This is a genomic window from Nocardia sp. CA-135398 (assembly GCF_050955845.1).
Lineage (GTDB): Bacteria > Actinomycetota > Actinomycetes > Mycobacteriales > Mycobacteriaceae > Nocardia.
In genome coordinates, this window is sequence record NZ_CP192084.1 from 2,019,784 (window position 1) to 2,040,750 (window position 20,967).

Here is a 20,967-nt window from a genome sequence, read left to right on the forward strand (position 1 = left end):
CGTAAAATATTGGCGTTCAACGATTCTCAGCTCCCATCAAGGCCGATCGGGGGTCCAGTAACGAGATCAGGACATCGACCGTCAGGTGCAGGGTCGCGGCCAGCAGCCCCAGTACGAGCACGCAGCCCTGGATCGTCGGATAGTCGCGGACCAGCAGCGCGTCGACCACCCGTTGCCCGATGCCCGGCCAGGCGAATACGGTCTCCACCACCACGGTGCCGCCCAGCAGCGAGGCCAGCACCAGTCCACTCAGGGTCATGACGGCGGGCAGCAGGTTGGGCAGCACGTGCCGCAGGTACAGGCGCGGGGTGGGCAATCGCCGTCCGTGCGCGGTGCGAATGTAGTCCTGCGCCAGCACCGTTCCGGCTTCGCGTCGCACCAGGCGCGCCATGACACAGCTGCTCGGCAGCGCGATGGCGACCACCGGCAGCAGCAGCGATTGCGGCGTCGCCGCGCCACCGGCGGGCAGTATCCGCAGCGTGATGGCGAAGATCATCACCAGCATGGTGCCGATGACGTATTCCGGTACCGCGCCTAGCAATCCGGTGCCCACGGTGAACGCGTTGTCGACGCCGCGGCTGCGCCGGGCGGCGATCGCGATGCCCAGCGGCAGCGCGATCGCGAGCACCAGCAGCAGCGCCGAGGCGGCGAGTTCCGCCGTGAACGGCAGCCGGGTGGCGATGATGTCGGCCACCGGTTCGCGGGTCTGGAACGAGCGGCCCAGATCACCGCGCGGTAACCCGGCAAGGTAGTCGGTGAATTGCACTGCCAGCGGACGATCCAAGCCGAGTTCGTGCCGGATGCGAGCGATATCGGCCGGGGTCGCGTTCTGCCCCGCCAGCGCCTCGGCGGGATCGCCCGGAATCAGCTGGATCATGGCGAAGGTGACCACGACCAAGGTCGCGGCGACGGCGGCCAGTCCGCCCGCCCGCCGAAGCAGGAACCCGGTCCACGGGCCGGGGGACCAGCGCGCCGATGTCGTGCCGTCCGTTACCGGTGCCTCGGTCATGCCGTCGTCCGCAGGGAGGTGAGATCGAGCTGGGTGGGCGGCCCCAGCAGCGTCAGCCCGTCGCGGTAGACGTAGCGGAGGTTCAGCGTCGACAGCGGAACGATGTCGATGGCCGTCAGCAAGGCAGCCTGGGCCTGTTGCCACGCGGCACATTTGGCGCCCTCGTCGACGGTCGTGACGGCGGTGTTCAGTCCGGCCTCGAAGCCGCCGTTGTGCACCGCGCCATAGTTGCGGCCCTTGGGCGGCTCGGCTCCGGTGAGCAGCGACGCTCCCTGTACCAACCGGGTGGATAGCGACGCCATGACATTGATGTCCCAATCCCCGCCCGGGAGAACAGAACTGGACAGGGTGGCCTGCTCCGCGCTGTTCAGGGTGACGGTCGCTCCGGCCGTGCGCAGCGCCTCGGCGATGTAGGTATTGCCCGCGCCGTCGGCCACCGCTCGGGTGCCGACCACGTTGATCGTCTTGCCCGCCAAGACCTTTCCGGCTGCCGCCGAGTCGATGTGGACCAGCAGACCGGCGTCGTCGGAGGCGCAGGCAGCAGACGGGTCGACATAGGTCTTCAACAGGGTGCCCCCACCGAGCACCTTGCCGAACGCCTGCGCGTCAACCGCCTGCGCCACCGCCCTTCGGAAGTCGGGATCGGCGCCGGGATGGCCAGGCCGCTCGTTGAACATAAGGTAGAACCGCACGGTGGGCACCGAGAGCGTGCTGAAGCCCTTGTCCAGCCGGGCGGCGTCGGGCCCGGTGAAGGAACCGAAATCGATTTGCCCAGTCTGCATCTGGTTGGCGATGGTCGACTCGGACTTGACGACGGTCAGCTGATACTTCTTGGGCGGCGTGCCTCTCGTCAGGTTCTTGTACAGCGGATAGGCGTCGAATCCCTCGCGCAGCGACAGTGTGTACCGCGATCCGCGATCGTTCTCGGTGAGGGTATAGGGGCCGGTCCCGGCCCCCGGCACATCGCCCGCGGCGAGCTTGTCCGGGTTGTCGAGCCCCGGCTTGCAGACGATTCCGGTGGCCGGCAGCGACAGCGCCGGCAGCAGTTCGGTCCAGGGCGTGGTCAGCTGGATCGACACCGTGCCGGTCGCGTCGTCACCGGTGATGGTGGTCTTGTCAGCGGCATTGGCGGGCCCGAAGGCATATGCGGCGGCAGTGGCGTTCTTGCGGTAGTAGTTCAGTGAGGCGGCCGCCTGGCTCGCCGTGAGCGGGCTACCGTCGGAGCAGGTCAGCCCCGTGCGCAGGGTCAGCGTGACACCGGTCGCCGAGAGCGCCCACCTCGCGGCCAGACGCGGCACCGGGATATTGCCCTCGTCCAGGCCGATCAGCGGGGAATACATCAGCTGGTTGAGCACATAGTCACCGCCCGACGAGTTGCGCGCCGGATCGAACGTGCTGACATCAGCGGTCAGCGCGAGTCGGACATCGCCCCCGCGGGGCACGGTGCCGGACCCGGAGCCTTGTGAAGTGGTGCACGCGGTGAGAGTGAGAATCGCCGCGGTCGAGAATGCGGCGAGGAGGGAACGTTTCATACTGATCTCCTGGAGCGGGGGTCCACACAAGGAATCAGAACCGGTCTCCGCCGCTACGAAATCGCAGAAATTCCCTCGCGCGTGCTGATCACACGCGAATATCCTGTCGAATCGCGTCGTCGCGTGCTCATATCCACCGCCTCGACAATTGTTGCCGTCGAATCCATTTTGGTGGCTTGCGCGGTGCGCAGCCGTTCGACGAGGGCGTGCTGTGCCTGCGTCGCCCATCGGTCCTGCCAGCAGCCGATGGGGATATTGCGGATATGGCGTCCCGTCGGGTCGAGCAGGTGGCCGTCGATCTTCAACGGCCACAGCGAGATCGCGCGATCGTGGACCGACAGGTCACCCACCTCCGAGGACAGCCGGTCCTCGAACGCCTGCAGATCCGGCATCGAGCGCAGCCACACGGTGAAGATGATATTGCGGGTGCCCGTGGCGGCGGCGCAGGAGCGGGTTTCCCGCATGCCCGCGATTCGGCAACCGACGTCGTTGATGCGCGCCAGCGGCGCGGAACCCCAGAACGTCACGCTCAGCGGCCATCCCGAGGCGAACCGGGCCACCTCGCAGGTGAATGCCAGGGCATTGTTGGCATCCATGCGCGCCAGCCTGCGCGAGACGGTCGTCGGGCTCATCCCGGTGTGTTCGGCCAGCGCCGTGACCGATTGACGGGGGGCGTCGCCGAGAGCGAGGACCAGCGGCATATCGTCGGCGCGGATCGAGCCGTGACCCGGTGCGCGGCGGGTGGACAGACCCAGAGCGTGGGCGTACTTGCTGCCCACGCGATCCAGCCGCCACCGGCTGCTGTCTTTGAATCGGGCGGTCGTCACCTGAGACCGGCTCGCCGCGATGCCGCTCAGCGTGCCGAGCCGGAAGGTCAGGTAGCGGGCCATCGACTCCTGATCGGTGAACACCGCCCGGATCAGCAGATCCCGTGCGCCGGTGGTGTGGTCGAGAGCGATCACATTGCCGTCCATGGCGAGCTCTGCCGACACCTCGTCCATTCGTCCCGGAGCGCAATCGATTTCGATGATGGCGGTCAGCGGGGCGATGCCGTCGACGGCGAGCGGGTAGCAGCTCTGCCAGACTAGGCCCTCCTCGGTCAGTCGTGTCCAGCGCCGGGCGGCGGTGGAGCCGTCGATGCCGAGTACCCGTCCGATCTGCTGCCACTGCGCCCGCGGTGCGATCTGCAGGACGACCGCGATCTCGAAGTCGACTTCATCGAGGGTGGTGAATTCTTGCAACGCACGACCATTCTTTGACGAGTTTCAGTGTTTTTCGGGTCGCCGGGAACTTGCTCGGCATTGTGGTGCGACGTTCGACACATCGAAAGCAAGGAAGATCGAAGATGAGGAAATCGACCGCTACCGCCGCCCTGGTCGCGACCGCTTTGTGCCTGTCGGCTGGGGTCTCGAGCGCTGAGCCGACCTCCGCCGACAAGATCGACTTCACCTCCACCGTCACCGACAAGAGCACCGTCATTCGCACGGACGGCGGCTCGATGGTGGTCGAGGATGGAGTTTTCAAGATCAAAGCAGCGAATGGCATCGCACTCGGCGGAACCGAATTGTCCTTCCGGGTAGACGATTTCGTTTTTCCGATCGCCGCCGAGATCACCGACCGCACGGCCACGCTGACTCCGCAACTGGACCTCGAACACGCCACGTACAAGCCGGTCGCACTGCCGTACGAGGACCAGGCGCCGTGGCGGAGCCAGTACGACCGTGAGCAGGCCGCTTGGAGCCGCATGGCCAGCACCATCACCATGGGCGCGACGGTGGGCACCGTGGTCGGCGGCATCGCCGGCGCGGGCCTCGGCTGCCTGCTCGGCGGCGCCGTCGGCCTCCCGCTCGGGGGCGCGCTGGGCCTCATGTTCGGCGCGTTGCCCGGCGCCGTGCTCGGCTGCATCGCCGGCATGGCCGTCGCTGGATTCCTCGGCACCATCGCGGGTGCGCTGTTCGTGACCGCGCCCGCCGTCATTCTGGCAGCGGCGCAGTACTTCACCACCATCAATCAGCCCTTCACCCCGCCCGCAACCAAGTGACATTCCATTGAGTGACACCCGAATCCCTTGTGCGCCCGGATAACCGGGTGCACAAGGGATTTCGGTCATTCAGCCGCGAGCTCGGCCCGGGCCGCGATGACCATCGCCTGGACGGCGGTAGGCAGGGTCTGTTCCGGATCCGGCGCAAAAAGCGGCGAATGATTGACGGGCAGGCCGGGCGGTAGCTGGTGGTCGTTCGTCATCAGCGCCAGGCCCTCCTCGGTGTAGCGGTCGAGCGGGTACGCGCCGATGAACCAGAACACCGAGGGACAGCCCGCGGCCGTGGCGAACCTCCCGAAATCCTCACTGCCCGTTTGTGGATGCCCCATCGTGATCGTGGGCATGCCGTGCGCGGCGAAACCGGCCAGCACCCGGGCGGTGTCGGCAGGGGTGTTGACCGTCACCGGGTACCCGTGCGCGACCTCGATCAGTGGAGCCTCGGGCGCTCCGGCCGCGGCCGCCTCGGCCGCGGCGAGCCGCTCGATGCCCTCGAGCATGAGTGCGCGCGAGCTGCCGGAGAAGGTCCGCAGCGTCATCAGCATCTCGGCGGCATCGGGAATGACGTTCGAGCGGGTACCGCCGTGCAGCGCACCGACATTCAGCACCGGCGATCCGGGCCGGGCCGCCTGCCGGGCGGTCAGGGACTGCAACCGCAGCAGCAGCGATGCCGCCATGGTCAGCGGGTCCACCGACAGATGCGGGCTGGAGCCATGGCCGCCTACGCCCTTCATCGTCACGCGGATCGTGTCGGAGGCCGCCATGACCGGTCCGCCCTTGCTCACGATCAGGCCTGCGGGCAGCGGATTCACGTGCTGGCCGAGCACGATGCGCGGGCGCGGGAACCGTTCCAGCAGACCGTCGTCGAGCATGTGGCGCGCACCGTCGCCGCCCTCCTCGGCGGGCTGGAAGATCGCCACCACAGTGCCCGCCACGGTCTCGGCGGCCAGCTGTGCGCACGCGGCCAGCAGCGCCGTGACATGCATATCGTGCCCGCAGGCGTGCATGACCCCGGCGGTGCGCGAGGCGTATTCGAGACCGGTCTGCTCCTGCACCGGGAGCGCGTCCATGTCGGCGCGCAGCCAGATCACCGGCCCGGGCCCGCCCTGCAGCACGCCGACCACTCCGGTCCCGCCGACACCCTCGGTGACCTCCCAGCCGTGCATTGCGCGCAGTTCTCTCGCGACCAGCCGCGCGGTCTCGAACTCCTCGCCCGTGAGTTCAGGGTGCGCATGCAGATATCGGTACGTCCGCTGCCAATGCTCATCGACGGGCGCGGGTGCGGTGAACTCGTTGTGCAGTAGTTCGTGCGGAGTGGTGGATGCGGTCATAGGGCGTTCCTTCATATTTCGGTAGTGATGGGGAGTGGCGCCGGTGATGAAATCCGGACATTGCTGACACAATGGAACCTATGGCTGACAGCACCTCGGAATCGCCGGATATCGGCAGCATTAACAGTGGGATGCGCGATTTCGACAGCAGGACGCTGTTCGGCGAACGGGATCTCGATTTGATCAATGCCTTGCAGATCAATCCCCGCGCCTCGTGGGCTTTGATCGGCGCGTCCCTCGGACAGGACGCCACCACGGTCGCGCGCCGCTGGCAGCAGCTCACCGCATCCGGCCTCGCCTGGATGACTGCCTACGCCCCAGATCTTGCAACCATCGGTTACCTGCGCGTGCGCTGTCGGCCCGATACTGGCACCGCACTGGGTGAACGGTTCTGCGCGTCGCCGTGCGTGCTCTCGGTCGAATGCCTCAGCGGCCGTTTCGATTTCCTTCTCACGGTGGCCGCCGCGTCGACAGATGCGTTACATGATTTCGCGACGCGGTGGCTGCCCGGGCTGCCGGGCGTCGAAGAGGTGCGCAGTACCGTCGTCGTGTACTCGTACTTCGACGGCAGTCACTGGCGTCCGATGTCGCTGGATCCCCAGCAGCTGGCCGTACTTCGCGACAGCGACGATCACGCGCCTACCTCGGCCCGGCGGCGCAGTGGCGATGTGGAGCTGGTGCGCGCGCTGGGCGCGGACGCACGCCGCAGCGCGGTCGAGCTCGCCGAGATCGTCGGCGTCAGCGATGCGACCGTGCGCCGCCGCATCGCAGAGATGACCAGATCCGGGTGGCTTCTGTTCCGCTGTGATTTCGCGAGGTCGGTGGCAGGCTGGCCGTTTGCCGTCAACCTGCGAGTACGAGTGCCGGCGACCCGCCTCGACGATCTCGGCACGGCATTGGCCGATTGGCCGGAGGTCCGCCTGTGCACGGTGACCGTCGACGACGAGGCGAACGCCATGATCATCGCTTGGCTGCGTGCGCCGCGCGATATCGTTGCGCTGGAATACCGCCTCCTCCAACGCTTCTCGGATATCACCATCATCGACCGCGTTTTCGAACTGGCCAGCCTCAAGCGCGTCGGCCGACTTCTGGATCCTCGTACCGGCGTCGCGATCGGCCACGTACCCCTCGACATCTACATCTGACCGGGCGGCCAGCTCGGCCGTAGGCATGAGTGACTTCGCCGAGTGAAGACACCGGTGGCGCCGAACGGATGTGGGCCGGTCGACTGGCAGAAGCTGCGCACGGCTGGCGTGGCTTCGCCGGTCGGCGACCCCCGATCGGCCGATAGTTCCGGCAGGTCGATGGATGTTGCTCCCTTCGGGAGCAGACCTATGCTCGCTGCGAATCGAGGCCCGATGTCACTGCTCGAGGGCGCGATTTGTACCTGCGGTGCGAAGTCCATTGCGCTGCATGGGTATTCAATGAGGGTAGAAGTGAATAGTTTCGTGCGGTCAACCGCGCGGTTGTGGCCGTGGCCAATCCGGTGGCGAGCAGCAGAATCTTCTTGGTCATCATCATCATTCCTCATTGAGCTTCCGAGCCGGGCCCGGCGGACACAACTCCCCCCGCAGCCTCCTCGGACTCGCAAGGAGCGGGCGGCACGCACGAGCCGAGCGGGTTCAGCGGATTCGACAGCGACAGCTGGTGACCGGGCGAACTGCAGGAGCACGGCCTGCGTCAGCACGTACAGGGCGTCGGGCTGGGAGCCGATGAGCCGCTGCACGACCTCCGCGGCCTGGGGTCCTTCGTCACCGGTGTGCGGTGCGAATGCGCTCGGACAAATTGCCGATGAGTTGCTGTTCGGCGTTGTCCATGCGGTCTCCAATCCGTGGGAAGGTCTGGAAACCAACCTATGAACCCCGGCTCCGGCAACTATCCGCTGACCGGCCGGAACCGGCCCCCCGCGTGGGTGATCTCGATAGAGAGACGCCTGCTCTCGAGCGTCTCCGGAGCCCCCACCCGCACTCGTCGTGATCAGTGGTGTGCGGATCAGCCCGTGAGCCGTGAATTCAGGAGGTGCAGGGCACTGCTAGCTGATTACTGATGCGTTGGAGCTTGGTGCCGATGATGACCTCGTGGTCGTAGCATGTGCTGACCCAGAGATGAGCGGGATCTCAGTGCTCGAGGACTGTTGGCGCCGTTAATCGAGCACGCCGCCAGAACCAGACGCACTGCGATCTGCAGCGCGGTTTACTTCGGCAGGATGGCGGGGTTGAGCCGGATATCGGGGTCGAGGGTGCGGCGGATTGCGCGCATCAGCTCTATGTCGTGCGATGTGCGCGACAGGTCGATCCATTCGACCTTGAGTCTGCCTATTCCGTGTTCTGCGCTGATGCTTCCGCCGTAGCCCGTGACCAGCCGCAGCACGGTCTCGGTGATGGCGCGTTCCAGCTCGTACGGCACGTCGATGAGATTGACGTGCACATTGCCGTCACCGATATGACCGAAGCAGACAGCGCGCACCGCCGGATAGCGTTGCGCGAGCGTCGTGCCGAGCTCGTCGAGGAACAGGCCCACCGCGGGCAGCGGGGCGGCCAGGTCGAGCTTGATCGGCGGTGTCGTCGACACCTTCGCCGCGACTTCGGTGTGCGCCTCCCGATATCGCCAAAGCTTCTGGGCGGGTGCGGGTTCCACGATCGCATCGAGAACCGCCGGAGACATTTCGGCTAGCGTGTCCAGCAGCGTCGCCTCGGCGTCGCCGACGCCGGACACCTCGGCGAGCAGAAAGAAGGGGGCCGGGACCGAGAGCGGTGCGCGCAGCGCGTCGGCGCCGACGATCAGATCCACCCCGGCGTCGGTCATGAACTCCGCGGCCTCGATCGTCAGCCCGGCGCGCTCGAACGCCGCCACCACCGACAGGGCATGGTCCACGCTCGCCACTCCGACGAGCGCGACGTGGCGGATCGGAGCGGGAACGATCAGTTTCATCATCACACGGGTCACGACGGCCAGAGTCCCCTCCGATCCGGCCAGCAGGCCCGGAATGTCGTAGCCGACATTGTCTTTGACCAGCTTCTTCCAGCGGGTCAGGACCTGGCCGTCGGACAGCACCGCTTCGACGCCGAGTAGTTGTCGGCGAGTGTTGCCGTATTTGATCATCCGAATTCCCCCGGCGTTGGTCGCGAGGATCCCGCCGAGGGTCGCGGTGTCACGCGAGGCCAGATCGATCCCGAAATCCAGGCCGACCTCGCGGGCGGCGCGCTGCGCCTGCGCGACCGTCACCCCGGCCCCCGCCGCGAGCGTTCGGGCGACCGGATCCACCTCCTCGATCGTGGAAAGCCGGCGCAAGCTCAATACGATCTCGCCGTCCATCGGAATCGAACCGCCGACCAGACCGGTGTTGCCGCCCTGGGGAACCACCGCGACCCCCCACCGGGCGCACGCGGTGAGTACCCCCGCGACTTCGGCAGTGGAGGCGGGGCGCACTACCGCGCTCGTATGCCCACTCCAGCGGCCGGTCCAGTCGGTGACGTGACCGGCGATCAGCTCCGGATCGGTCAATACGTTTGGGGGCCCGACGATCTCGGACAGCTCGTCGAGTAGTCGCGTGTGCACGCTCGTGGTCATCGTGAGGCTTCCTTCGAGAGCAGTCGGCCCGCGCGCTCGCCGGTGAATCGGCCGTCGAGCACTGCGGCCCGGCCGTTGACCAGCACAGTGCGCATTCCGCGAGCCAACTGCCACGGCTCGAGATACGTCGAGGCGTCCTCGATGGCGCCGGGGTCGAACACCACCACATCGGCCAGCTTGCCCGGTGTGAGACTGCCACGCTCGATTACCCCCAGCCGCGAAGCTGGCAACGAGGTCATTTTCCGGATCGCCTCCTCCAGCGTCAGTACCGCCTCCTCGCGCACGTAGCGGCCCAGTACCCGGGCGAAGGTGCCGAAGCTACGGGGGTGGGGCAACCCGGAGCCGTGCGGTGTCAGCGTCCATCCGTCGCTGGCGACCGACACCACCGGATGCGCCAGCACCGCCCGCACGTCGTCTTCGCTCATCGCGTGGTTCACGATCGCCGCACCCCCGCCGTTGGCCTCCAGCACCGCCAGCGCCGCCTCGGCTGCATCGGTGCCACGATCTCTCCCGATCTCGGTGAGCGAGCAGCCGATGTACCGTTCGAACTGTCCGCAGAGATCGACTATAACGACCCCGTCGGGGTCGATATCGTGCCCGAATCGCCCGCGCAGTTCGGTGGCGATGCGGTCCCGCTGGTTCGGGTCTCGCAATCGGGCGACCAGGGCGTCCCTGCCGCCGTCGACGGCCCACCCGGGTAGCCGGGACGAGAGATCGGTGCTGGACGCCGTGTACGGGTAGACATCGGCGGCCACATCGACACCGCGTGCGCGCGCGGCGTCGATCAACTCCAACGCTCGTTCGGTGGCACCCCAGTTCTCGGGCCCCATGGCCTTGAGGTGGGAGATTTCCAATCGGGCACCGGCGTGCTCGGCGGTGTCGATCGCCTCGCGCACCGCCGCCTCCAAATGATCGGATTCGTTGCGAATGTGCGAGGAGTACAGCAGTCCGGCCTGTGCGGCTGCGGCCGCCAATGTGGTGAGCTCGTGTTCGTCGGCGAACAGCCCCGGCATGTAGATCAGCCCGGTCGAGAAGCCGACGACGCCGGGCCGGTCGGCCGCCGTCTTGATCATCGCGCACATGGTGTCGAGTTCATCGGCAGTGGGGCGGCGATCGTCGTCGCCGATCACGGCGGTTCGTAATCCGTTGTGCCCGAGTTGGAGTCCGAGGTTCACGGCGGGAGCCACGTCGAGCACGGCCTGGCCGAAACCTTCCGGGGTGTAGGCGGCCGGGAACGGCGACTGACCGCAGTTTCCGGTCAGCAGGGTGGTCACCCCTTGCGCGAGCTGAGTCTCGGCCGCAGGGTGACCGAGCACGGAGAAGTCGGCGTGGGAGTGCAAGTCGATGAAACCCGGCGCGACGATCGAACCGGTCGCGTCGACCATCCGAGTCGCGGCATAGGGGCCCGGGCCCACTTCGACGATCCGGTCGCCGCTGATCGCGATATCAGCATGTCGGCGCGGCGTTCCGCGGCCGTCGACCACTTCACCGCCCGTGATCACGAGGTCGTACTGGGGCATCACACTGTCCTTTGTGCGGAGGGCGATTGGAGGGGTCGTCCTGCGCCTTGTTCCACATGGGCGGACTGCTTGCTGAAAGTCTTTGCGAACAGCGGAACTTTGGTGACGGTGAAACTGCCGACCAGCGGCGCTAGCGCCGCGACGAAGACGTAGACCGGGATGGCGTCGCGCAGGCCCGCCCCTCGCAGGAGTTCGGCGATCATGGGGAAAGTGCCGCCGAACGCGGCAGTGGTGGCCATCGTGACCACACCGGCCGCCAGCGCACGCATCCGGACGGGTAGCAGCAGCGCGAACAGCACGCTGCCCAGTGCCGCGAAGCCGGCGCTGCCCAATCCCAGGACCACCGAGGCGATTTCGAAGGGAATACGCCCGTGCAGCAGGCCAAAGCTCACCGGCAACACGACGATCGCGTTGTACCCGAAGGTGATTCGCATGATCGGGACGAGACCGATCCGGTCGGCGAGCGCTCCCACCACGAGCATCGCCACGAGCACCACGGCAACCACCACGGCCATGAACGACGTCGCGTCCGCGGCCTGCGAAGCACTCGCTCCCCCTGCGAGCTTCGGCAGGTAGACCAGGGAGAAGTAGTACGTGATGGTGCCGCCGAGACTGATGAGGAAGATCGACATCAGCGCGATCGAATGGCCACCCAGGGACCGGAGCGATACCTTGTCCCGCGGCGCCTCAGCTGAGTGCGCCCGCTCGAACTCCTCACTCTCGGGGGCGAAGGCCCTGATCCACAAGGCGAGCAGCCCCAGCAGCCCGCCGGCGACGAAACCCCATCGCCAGCCGCCCGCCCGCAGCGCGTCAGCGCCGATGGTGGCCTTCAGTACCGCGGCGGAGGCGAAGACCAGCAGCGAGCCGACCATGATGCCACCATAGGAGATGGCGCTGAAGAGGAACCTATGCCAGCGCGGAGCGGTTTCGGCGACATAGGCGGCGACAGTCGGCCCTTCCCCGCCATAGGCGAGCCCCTGCACGATCCGCAGGGCCACCATCGCCACCGCGGACCAGATCCCGATAGTCGCGGCCGTCGGCAATGCCGCGATGGCAAGACTGGCCGCGGAGATGATCGACATGCACAGCATCAGGTTGAAGCGCCGCCCGCGCCGATCGCTGATCCGCCCGAACACCATGCTGCCCAACGGCCGTGCGAGGAACCCGACGGCGAAACCGCCGTACGCGACAACGGTCGCCCCAGGCGAATCGGAGCCGAAGAGGTCGGCGGTGAAGAACACCGTGAACACCGCGTACAGACTCCAGTCGAAAGATTCGACGACGGCCCCGATAGAGGCCGCGCAGAGTTCGCGTCGCCGCAGCCCGCCGGAAGATCCGGGGATCGGCGGCGCATCGCTGCTGCGAGTGTCCAGCATGAGTCCGCTCCTAGAGGTCTCGGCAGTTGCCGTGGCGTGTCGGTCGGAAATTTTCGGGAACGCTATCCTTGAATCCGAACAAGGCTTCATGGATGGCCTGATTGTTCATAACAAGGAGCTCCAGTGCTGGATTCGGTCATTCTGGATGAGATTGAGCTGCAATTGATCAATTCGCTCCAACTCAACGCCCGTGCGCCGTGGACGCTGATCGGCAATGTGATCGGAATCGACCCGGCCACGGCGGCCCGACGCTGGGAACGGCTCTCCGCCGAGGGATTGGCGTGGATCTCGGTGTATCCCGGTGCCCCATGGCTTTGGGACGCCGTCTGCGCGAGTGTCGGCGTGCGCTGCGGCGGTCACGCCGGCGCGGTGGCCGAGGTACTGTGCGCGGACCGCAGGGTCGCGACCATCGAGCACGTTACGGGCGGTGGCGATCTGCTGCTCACCGTCTTCGTCCGCGATCTGGCGGCGCTCTCGTCCTATGTGCTCGGAACACTGGGCGCCATCCCCGGCGTGCGGGATTGCCGTACCACCGTAGTGACCGCCTTCCACACCGAGGGCAGCCGGTGGCGGTTGCGGACGCTGAACACCGATCAGCTGCAACGGCTCTCGTCGACGTTGCCGACGGCGGAACCACGACCGAGCGGTCCGCTCAGCGCCGTCGATCAAGCCCTGTTCGCCGCACTGGAGTTCGATGCCCGCGCCGGGTACGCCGAACTCGGCGCGCAGGTCGGCATCAGTACCTCGACCGCTCGCCGCAGACTGAGCACCCTGCTCGGCACCGGCCGCTTCGTCATGCGCTGCGAAATCGCCCAGCAGGCATCCGGATGGCCGGTCAGCGCCACGCTGTGGTGCAGGGTCCCGCCAGCCGACCTCGAGCGAGTGGCCAAACACCTCGCTCAACTGCCCGAAACCCGACTCTGCTCCACGGTCACCGGAGGGCGAGCCAACCTGCAGCTCGCGGTGTGGCTGCGCTCCGCCGCGGACATTCACCGTTTGGAGGCGTCACTGACCGACAAGGTCCCCGGCTTGGAGCTTCTCGACGTCACCCTGGCCCTGCGCCATGTCAAACGAATGGGCCGCCTGCTCGATTCGCGAGGGTGCGCCGTGGGCGCGGTGCCGCTCGGCGTCGACTGATCGCATGGCTCCACGTCACCGAGCGCCCCTCGACGGACGCAAGGCGTTCTTTTGGATCAGGCCTTCGATCATGACGACGTGGAAAGCTCTTCACCGATTCGGCGATGAGGTCGATGTCGGCCAGTTGGTCGCCGTCGACGAGGATTAGCTCTGGACTAGCTGCAATGCCGGGCAGCAGTCCCGACCGTATTTCTCGATGTCGATCACAATCGGTCTCCTCGGATTCTCCGGCGGCTGTTCCGTTTGACCACCCAGCCGACCAGGCACGGGTCGGTGGTCGCGTTCGTGGTGACTAGTTGCCGACTGAACTCGGCCTTGTGCTCGGAGGTCATCGGCACTACTGACGAACCGCGGCATCCGCCTCGTCGAGAGTGGACTCTATCGGGCTCACCCGGGTGACGAACGCCCACCTCCATGCCCAAATCGTGAAAGCATCAGCGACGTGGTCGGTCGGCTGGGTCGCAGCACGTTCGTGAGCGGCGGGCCGTGCCCGCACAACCTGACGACCCCAGCGGCGAATGGAGTTCGCCGCTGGGAAAGGCGACCCCGCAACCGGTGTTACCCACGATCGAAGCGAATGATCGAGAGCGCCGATGCAGCCAGCTTCACGAGGTCAACGCGATCTGACGACTCTTCGGCACTGCGGCTCGCCCAATACTCGAGCGTCACCGTCAGGGCTCCGATCAACGTGTGCGACAGCAGCCGTGCCTCCAACCCATTCGGGTCGAGCCCTGTCCGCCCGGCAATTACCGGGCGCAGTTCGTCCGTCACGGCTAGAGCCGCGGCCATCCATCTGTTGCGCATCCCTGGCACCGACGAGAGGATAACGAAGAGGTCTCTGCCTGGGACTATGTCTGCGAGGCTGTTGCGCCGGAAGCCTGCGACGAAAGCTGCGTGAACCGACGTCTCGACCGGCTCTTCCTCGGGTCGATCCCGTATGTCGGAGACGAAGTTGCGGACACCGGATGTGAGTATGGGCGTCAGCGCGTCCTCCTTGGTGTCGCAGTGCCGATAGAAGGTTCGGACCGAGATTCCGGCATCCCGGGCGATGTCCTCGACCGTCGTTCCGTCGAACCCACGTTCAACAAACAATCGCCCCGCGCTGGCGGCGATACTCATCCGCGTTTCGTCGCGCCGCCGTTCCGCCCAGTCGCGACTCGCGAGTCCCATCAAAGAACCTCCCCAAAATGTGTCTTGACACACATTAGCACTTTGGCACAAACTGGCGCCCATGGCACAAACTGGCATCGGTGACGCAAACCGGCACACTAGCTGGATGGGCGCTCCGGAGACGTCGAGGGCGGACTCGACCCGAAGGTGCGTCTGCGCAGGCGACATTGCCCCGGTCACCATCTCCCCGACAGGAACAGGTACCTGTCCATGACCACGAAGACAGTCTTGATCACCGGCGCGGCAGGCGGCCTCGGCGCGGCGACGGCTGAGCTGTTCGCGCGCCGAGGATGGCGTGTGCTCGCCGCCGATCTCCAGCCGCCCCGATCCGTCACCGGCGACACGATCGCGCTGGAACTCGACGTCACCGACGTCGACTCGGTGACGGCCGCGCTGGAGCAGGCCCGAGAGCACGCGCCCGACGGCCTGCAGGCGGTGGTGACCTTCGCCGGGATCATGCTGGTCGGCCCGCTCGTGGAAGTCGAGGAGTCCGACATGCGACGACTGTTCGAGGTCAACGTGCTCGGCACCTACCGCACCGTGAAAGGCGCGTTCCCGCTGATCCAACGAGGTGGCGGGCGCGTGATCACCATCAGCTCCGAAACCGGGTGGCAGAAAGCTCTCATGCTCAACGGGCCCTACGCCATGACCAAACACGCCATCGAGGCCTACACCGATGCGCTGCGGCGCGAGCTGATGTTCCTCGATATTCCGGTCAGCACCATCCAGCCAGGCCCCTTCGCCACCAACATGGTCGACGGCATCCGCTCCGCCTTCGACAAGGCGCGCGCCAACTCCGCCTGTTTCGCGGCGTTGATCGGAAAAGTAGGTGACATGGCGGTCAAGGAGCAAAGCCGAGCGCACAACCCGCAGATCCTCGCAGAAGCCGTATGGGAAGCCGCCACCGCGGCGAAGCCGCGGCGACGCTACTCCGTACGCCCAGACCCGCGCCGGGCGCTGATGCACCGACTGCCTGACAGTCTGCTCGATCCCCTGCTGCGAAAAGCCCTCGCCCCCAATGGTATCCGCCGCGACCACAGCACGACGTGAACACAACCTGAAACCGCACCTGCGCTGCGCAATTCGAGACCGGACGGCGACCGCATCGCCAACACCGAAACCCCGGTCACGCGCGGGACATCACGGCGCACGGGCCATTCGGACCGCTCACCGCGAAACACCACCCAACGCGCCATTTCGATTCACCTGGGGACGTAGCGACGTTCGATCACGCCGGATTTCCTGCCGCCCCGCCATCTCCGAATATCTATAACAAGTTCTACTTATCTCAGAAGGTTGCGTCACATGTCCACAACATTCACCCCAGCGTCGGTCGACGAGGTCGACACCGGCAGGCTCGACGGCGCGTCGCGCCTGCGAATCTTCACGGTGCTGGCGGTCATCGTCCTGTTCACCGAGGTCGCGCCGTTGCAGTACACGATGGTTGCCGCGGCATTACAGAAAATCGCTCCGTCGTTTCCCCGAGAAGGCGCCAACATCACCTGGGCCATGATCGTGTTCGGCCTCGTCGGTGCGGCCGCGTCGCCGCTGATCGGCAAGATCAGCGACATCTGGGGCAAAAAACGGATGTTCCTGCTCTGCGGCCTGTTCTTCCTCGTCGGCTGCATCATCGACGCGGTGACCGACAACTGGGCGCTGTTCCTGTTCGGCCGCGCGCTGCAAGCCATCGCGATCGCCACCCAGGTCGTCGCGTACGGCCTGATCAGAGACCTGATGCCGCGCAAGTACGTACCGCTGGGCCTCGGCGTCACGGCGACCGGCCTCGGCTTCTCCTCACTGCTCGCACCCCTCGTCGGCGGCTGGTTGCTGGAAAACTACAGCTACCACGCGATTTTCTGGTTCCTCGGCGGCTTCATGCTGCTGATGACCCCGTTCGTGCTGTTCGTTGTTCCGGAGTCCCCCCTGCGGGTAAACCAGTCGATCGACTTCATCGGCGCCGCGCTGCTGGCGGCCGGGGTGACGCTCACCCTGATCTACCTCGACAAAGGCCAAGACTGGGGCTGGGGCCGGATCACCACACTCGCTTGGCTCATCGGCGGGCTCGCCCTCCTGGTCGCCTTCGTGGTGGTCGAGAATCTCGTCCCCACACCGATCATGGATATGAAGCTTCTGTTCCAACCCCGCGTCGGATTGGTGCTGATCCTGGGGCTGTTCGGCGCGTTCATCATCGGCATCCAGCCCTACGCCATGGGCTACATGACCCAGACACCCAGCGCCGCAGGCATCAAGGCGACCATCGTCGAACATACCCAAGCCGAAATCATCAAAATGACCGGACACCCCCTGCCCGAGTCGATCATCCACGTCACGCTCGACCCCGAATTCCACTACGGCAGCGGATTCACTCTGCTCCAATACGCCTGGCACATCGCCGTGGCCAGCTCACTGGCCGCCATGATCTTCGGCGCACTCGCAGGCGCGTTCACCCGTAAAATCGGCGCCCGACTCCCACTCGTCGCCGCCCTGATCATCTTCGTCGCAAGCGGCATCACCTACGCCCTCGCCCCCTACAGCGTGCCCACCTACCTGGTCGTCGGAATCATCTTCGGCGCGGGAATCGGCATGTACTTCGCCACCACCCCCATCCTCATCGTCGAAGCCGTCCCCCAAGAACAGCAAGGCATCAGCGTCGGCATGCTCGGCGTCGTCGGCAGCATGGGCACCGCCATCGGCCTCGCCATCGCCACAGCGTTCCTCAACGCCAACCCGATCAACGCCACCGTCGAGGTCATGGGCACCAAACAAACCGTCCCGGTCCCGTCGGTCTTCGCCGACCACGGCTACACCCTCGGCTTCTGGTTCGCCGCCGCCGGGGCGGCGGTCGCCCTGGTGCTGACCTTGGTGATGCGCCATGGCCGCACCCCGGCTACCGGCGGAACCGCCCACTGAACCCACAGGGCCCGCGCCCCGTACAGCCGCCGCCCAGTGCTGTTGCCCTGATTGCCGTTTGGAGAAACGAATGAGCTCACCGATCACCCATTTGACCGGCCCCGGCGGCCGATTCGAGATGACCGTGGAACCAGTGCTCGGCGTGCCCATTCCGGTGATGCGGCATCGTGGTCGCAGCCTGGGCGACACCCTCACTGCATCCGCCGAATTCGGCGAACGCGACTATCTGATCACGACCGAGCGCCGGATCACCTTCGCCGAGCATGCCGCCGCCGCGCAGGCACTGGCCGCGGCACTGCAGGAAAGGTATGGCATCACAGCGGGCGACCGGATTGGAATCCTTGCCGCCAACACTCCCGAGTGGGTGATCGTCTTCTGGGCCGCGCAGAGCCTCGGCGCGATAGCGGTGGGCTACAACGCCTGGTGGATGCCCACCGAGATCAACTATGGCATCGGGCACACCGAGCCCGCAGTGCTCATCTCGGACGAGCGCCGCGCGGCCCGCGTGGCCGAACTCGGCCTGAGCCTGCCGGTACTTACCATGGAGCACGACGTGCCCGCACTGCTGGCCGAGTATGCTGGTCGCACCGCGAGACCCGCCGAGGTGGCCGAGGACGACCCCGCGGTGGTGCTTTACACCAGCGGCACCAGCGGGCTACCCAAGGGCGTCGTGCACTCGCACCGGAACCTGCTGGCGGTCATCGACTATCACCGGTTCGGTGACACCCTCTCCGACCTGTTCACCGGGGTCGACCCGGCGCAGGCGGGCGTCGGACCCAGCTCGCGCCGCTACCTGCTCACATCGCCGCTATTCCACATCGCCAGTCTGCACAACCTCGTGGTGCCCCGACTGGCCACCGGTAGCGCGGTGGTGCTCTATGACGGGTCCTTCCGGGCCGACCGAGTGCTGCGGTTGATTGAACGCGAACGGGTCACGCACTGGGGCGCCGTGCCCACCATGGCCCAGCGGCTGCTGGCCGAGGACCTGTCCGACTACGATCTGTCCTCGCTGACCGGATTCGCCCTCGCGTCCGCGCCGTCATCGGCTGCGCTGCAAGAGGAACTGCGCCGCCACATTCCGGCCGCAGCCCGCGCGCTTGCGGACAGTTACGGACTGACCGAGTGCAGCACCGCAGTGGCAGTGGCCACCACGCCGGAGCTGATCGAGTTCCCCGGCACCCTCGGCATGCCCATTATCGGAGTGGACGTCGAGATCAGAGACGAGGCCGGGCAGCCGGTACCGGATGGCACCGAAGGTGAAATCTGCGTCCGCAGCCCCTATGTCATGCTCGGATACTGGCGCGACGAGGCGGCAACCGCAGCTACGCTCGACCAGGGCCGCTGGTTGCGCACCGGCGATATCGGCACCAGGACCAACGGCAGGTTGCGGCTGACTGGGCGGCGCAGCGATCTAATACTGCGCGGCGGCGAGAACATTTACCCCAGCGAGATCGAATTGGTGCTCGAAGAGCATCCGGCGGTCCGGGAATGCAGCGTGATCGGGGTTGCCGACCCGGATCTGGGCCAGGCCGTCGGCGCAGTGGTCGTCACCGAACCGAACGCGGTCACCCAGGACGAGCTGCGCGCCTTTCTGGCCCAGCGGCTGGCCTACTTCAAAGTCCCGGCAGTATGGCGGTTCACTCAGACGCCGTTGCCGCGCAACGCTACCGGCAAGGTTCTCCGCCGCGATGTGGCCGTGTAGCTACCGCCATTGTCCCGACCGGCGCACAGCAACGCCAGAGACTCCGCACCGCCCAGCCGCAGCCACGAGCTTCTGAGTAGCTGCCTCGCATCCAACACAGCCCCATTGCTCATCTCACGAGAGCAGATCGGACAGGCTTCTATGAACTTAATTCTCATGGGGCACAAGCCCTTCCCGAGATGGCACCGAATCCGGGGATGCCGAGTTCGGTCGCTGCCGTGGTTCGCTGGAGCGTGGCGTCGATCTGGGCGAGTTTGTCGTTGACGCCGCTAGAGCTGACCTGCAGGAATCGGGCCGCCAGTTCTTCCCCTTGTGCGCCGAGCGCCTGGTTGTCTGCCACCTGCTCAGCTCGTCGATCCGTGTCGACGGGATCGAGTGCGGCGTTGTATTCAACATTGTCCGACATCGGATTTCATCTCCTAACGGGTATGTGCAACCAAAACCGGTTCGGTCGGTGTGATAGTTCGCGTCGAATCCGGTTGCGCGAGTGGAGGAATGTCAGCTGGTTGGGCAGAAATGTCCGGCATGCCACGGAGGCCGCAGACCAAGCGCTGGTCGGCGTTGCATGGAACAGCAGAAGCGAGAGTCCGCGGTGTGGTCGCCGCCATTGATCCGGTGCCGCCGAGACCGAAACGTGCACCCGCGATGATGATCACTGTCTCCTGATAAACGAGCTGCTGCTCCTCCGGCGCTCATCCAGTGACCAACCAGTTGTCTCGTGTGAGCACCGATTCGTTGGATGCGGGTACCAGAGCCAGAATCCGTAACTGGGCTTGCCGCAATGCGCCCGGGGGTGCCAGCCGTAGAGGTGCGAGGTCGTCCCAACTCCATGGGTTTCTCAGCTAGGAATTCATTTGCAGGCATGAGGGGTGGGAACTTTCGTCCGATGGTCGCTCGTGACGGTGGTTCATCGATTGTTTTTTTGGGGGGTGCTGAAGGTCGCTGCGTCGCTGAGTATTCGGCTGATGGTGGACCGGCTTTTGTTCAGTTCGTTGGCGATACGGGTCGGGTTCCAGCCATCGAGGTGATGGTGTACCAGGGCTTGGGTGACCAGTTCGGGATCGCGGCGTCGTGCGGGATCGCGTGCGCACAAGCGCTCCGCCAGATCGGAAAAGTCCTGGCGGGCATCGACTGCAGTGTGCGACGGCGTGTGCACGCTGCGGGTCGCGTTCGGTGTCACCGGCGTAGTCTGAGCCGTATTTTCAGCGATTGCTCGGTCGGTGTTCCGGGAGGTGGCTTGGTCGATCTGGAGCGTCCTTGGGTTGGGGTTGATGGATTCGATGGTGGCCCAGAAGTTTCCGGCGAGGGCGCGGGCGATGCTGGTGATGGTGTTGTAGTCGGCCCACCGGTTGTCCGGGATCGACCGCGGCGCAGGCGGTGTCGGTAACCCTGAGAGGGGCGGTCGTCGAGGGCGCGCAGCGGGTCGGCCGCCAGTTCGGTGGTGAGTTCGAGGTCCTCGAGGGCATGCAGTTGCTCGCGCAGTTGGGTGGCGTGCGTGGCGAGGTCGTGGTCGATACCGGGATGGGTGGGCGGCAACGGTGTCGGGTCGGTGCGCAGCGCTTCGGCGAGGGCGTGCTGATGTTGGGCGAGGATGGCGATCGCGAGTAGCGAGGGTGGCGGCCTGGGCGAGGCGGATCTGTACCCGCTCGGAGTGATCCTCGTCGGCGTTCGC

The 20,967-nt window shown here is 66.1% G+C and carries 17 protein-coding genes; 7 read left to right on the forward strand and 10 right to left on the reverse strand.

Features of this window, described 5'->3' with window-relative positions:
- Positions 1–16: 16 nt before the first annotated feature.
- The 3 genes from ACQP1T_RS09070 to ACQP1T_RS09080 are packed head-to-tail and all read right to left on the reverse strand — an operon-like array spanning position 17 to position 3,782.
- Positions 17–1,009 (reverse strand): ABC transporter permease, encoded by a 993-nt coding sequence (locus ACQP1T_RS09070; RefSeq protein WP_433759492.1) that lies wholly within the window; start codon positions 1,007–1,009, stop codon positions 17–19.
- The gene (locus tag ACQP1T_RS09075; RefSeq protein WP_433759493.1) at positions 1,006–2,541 is read right to left on the reverse strand and encodes an ABC transporter substrate-binding protein; all 1,536 of its coding nucleotides are present in this window, start codon (positions 2,539–2,541) and stop codon (positions 1,006–1,008) included. The genes ACQP1T_RS09070 and ACQP1T_RS09075 overlap by 4 nt, the downstream gene beginning before the upstream one ends.
- A 53-nt stretch (positions 2,542–2,594) precedes the next feature.
- Complete coding sequence (locus ACQP1T_RS09080) at positions 2,595–3,782, reverse strand: Lrp/AsnC family transcriptional regulator (RefSeq protein ID WP_433759494.1); 1,188 nt, start codon at positions 3,780–3,782, stop codon at positions 2,595–2,597.
- A 104-nt stretch (positions 3,783–3,886) separates the two neighbouring features.
- Between ACQP1T_RS09080 and ACQP1T_RS09085 the strand changes: the two genes are divergently transcribed.
- Positions 3,887–4,582 (forward strand): hypothetical protein, encoded by a 696-nt coding sequence (locus ACQP1T_RS09085; protein ID WP_433759495.1) that lies wholly within the window; start codon positions 3,887–3,889, stop codon positions 4,580–4,582.
- 65 nt (positions 4,583–4,647) lie between these two features.
- Here the strand turns inward: ACQP1T_RS09085 and ACQP1T_RS09090 are convergent, their stop codons facing one another.
- Positions 4,648–5,910 carry an amidohydrolase gene (locus ACQP1T_RS09090; RefSeq protein WP_433759496.1) on the reverse strand — a complete coding sequence of 421 codons (1,263 nt, stop codon included), beginning with the start codon at positions 5,908–5,910 and terminating at the stop codon, positions 4,648–4,650.
- A gap of 80 nt (positions 5,911–5,990) precedes the next feature.
- On the opposite strand from ACQP1T_RS09090, the gene ACQP1T_RS09095 reads away from it, so the two are divergent.
- On the forward strand, positions 5,991–7,055 hold the full coding sequence (locus ACQP1T_RS09095; RefSeq protein ID WP_433759497.1) for an Lrp/AsnC family transcriptional regulator: 1,065 nt from the start codon (positions 5,991–5,993) through the stop codon (positions 7,053–7,055).
- Positions 7,056–8,103: 1,048 nt separating this feature from the next.
- Here ACQP1T_RS09095 and ACQP1T_RS09100 read toward each other — a convergent pair.
- From ACQP1T_RS09100 to ACQP1T_RS09110, 3 genes are read right to left on the reverse strand one after another with little or no spacing between them, the layout of a single operon-like run.
- Complete coding sequence (locus tag ACQP1T_RS09100; RefSeq protein WP_433759498.1) at positions 8,104–9,480, reverse strand: FAD-binding oxidoreductase; 1,377 nt, start codon at positions 9,478–9,480, stop codon at positions 8,104–8,106.
- The gene (locus ACQP1T_RS09105; protein WP_433759499.1) at positions 9,477–11,000 is read right to left on the reverse strand and encodes an N-acyl-D-amino-acid deacylase family protein; all 1,524 of its coding nucleotides are present in this window, start codon (positions 10,998–11,000) and stop codon (positions 9,477–9,479) included. Before ACQP1T_RS09105 ends, ACQP1T_RS09100 begins: the two co-directional genes overlap by 4 nt.
- Positions 11,000–12,376 (reverse strand): MFS transporter, encoded by a 1,377-nt coding sequence (locus tag ACQP1T_RS09110; protein ID WP_433759500.1) that lies wholly within the window; start codon positions 12,374–12,376, stop codon positions 11,000–11,002. Before ACQP1T_RS09110 ends, ACQP1T_RS09105 begins: the two co-directional genes overlap by 1 nt.
- A gap of 123 nt (positions 12,377–12,499) precedes the next feature.
- On the opposite strand from ACQP1T_RS09110, the gene ACQP1T_RS09115 reads away from it, so the two are divergent.
- Positions 12,500–13,513 (forward strand): Lrp/AsnC family transcriptional regulator, encoded by a 1,014-nt coding sequence (locus ACQP1T_RS09115; protein WP_433759501.1) that lies wholly within the window; start codon positions 12,500–12,502, stop codon positions 13,511–13,513.
- Positions 13,514–14,071: 558 nt separating this feature from the next.
- Here the strand turns inward: ACQP1T_RS09115 and ACQP1T_RS09120 are convergent.
- Positions 14,072–14,683, reverse strand: coding sequence for a TetR family transcriptional regulator (locus ACQP1T_RS09120; RefSeq protein ID WP_433759502.1), 612 nt, complete (start codon positions 14,681–14,683; stop codon positions 14,072–14,074).
- Positions 14,684–14,911: 228 nt separating this feature from the next.
- Between ACQP1T_RS09120 and ACQP1T_RS09125 the strand changes: the two genes are divergently transcribed.
- The 3 genes from ACQP1T_RS09125 (at position 14,912) to ACQP1T_RS09135 (ending at position 19,295) form a co-directional block, all read left to right on the forward strand.
- Positions 14,912–15,733 carry an SDR family NAD(P)-dependent oxidoreductase gene (locus tag ACQP1T_RS09125; protein ID WP_433759503.1) on the forward strand — a complete coding sequence of 274 codons (822 nt, stop codon included), beginning with the start codon at positions 14,912–14,914 and terminating at the stop codon, positions 15,731–15,733.
- A 255-nt stretch (positions 15,734–15,988) separates the two neighbouring features.
- On the forward strand, positions 15,989–17,593 hold the full coding sequence (locus ACQP1T_RS09130; protein WP_433759504.1) for an MFS transporter: 1,605 nt from the start codon (positions 15,989–15,991) through the stop codon (positions 17,591–17,593).
- Between the two features lie 70 nt (positions 17,594–17,663).
- The gene (locus ACQP1T_RS09135) at positions 17,664–19,295 is read left to right on the forward strand and encodes a class I adenylate-forming enzyme family protein (RefSeq protein ID WP_433759505.1); all 1,632 of its coding nucleotides are present in this window, start codon (positions 17,664–17,666) and stop codon (positions 19,293–19,295) included.
- Positions 19,296–19,449: 154 nt separating this feature from the next.
- Here ACQP1T_RS09135 and ACQP1T_RS09140 read toward each other — a convergent pair whose 3' ends face one another.
- Both ACQP1T_RS09140 and ACQP1T_RS09145 read right to left on the reverse strand, forming a co-directional pair.
- The gene (locus ACQP1T_RS09140; protein WP_433759506.1) at positions 19,450–19,701 is read right to left on the reverse strand and encodes a hypothetical protein; all 252 of its coding nucleotides are present in this window, start codon (positions 19,699–19,701) and stop codon (positions 19,450–19,452) included.
- A 501-nt stretch (positions 19,702–20,202) separates the two neighbouring features.
- A complete protein-coding gene (locus tag ACQP1T_RS09145) occupies positions 20,203–20,475 on the reverse strand; it encodes a hypothetical protein (RefSeq protein ID WP_433759507.1) in 273 nt (90 codons plus the stop codon).
- Between the two features lie 197 nt (positions 20,476–20,672).
- Here ACQP1T_RS09145 and ACQP1T_RS09150 point away from each other — a divergent pair, with 197 nt between their 5' ends.
- Positions 20,673–20,903 carry a hypothetical protein gene (locus tag ACQP1T_RS09150; protein ID WP_433759508.1) on the forward strand — a complete coding sequence of 77 codons (231 nt, stop codon included), beginning with the start codon at positions 20,673–20,675 and terminating at the stop codon, positions 20,901–20,903.
- Positions 20,904–20,967 lie beyond the last annotated feature (64 nt).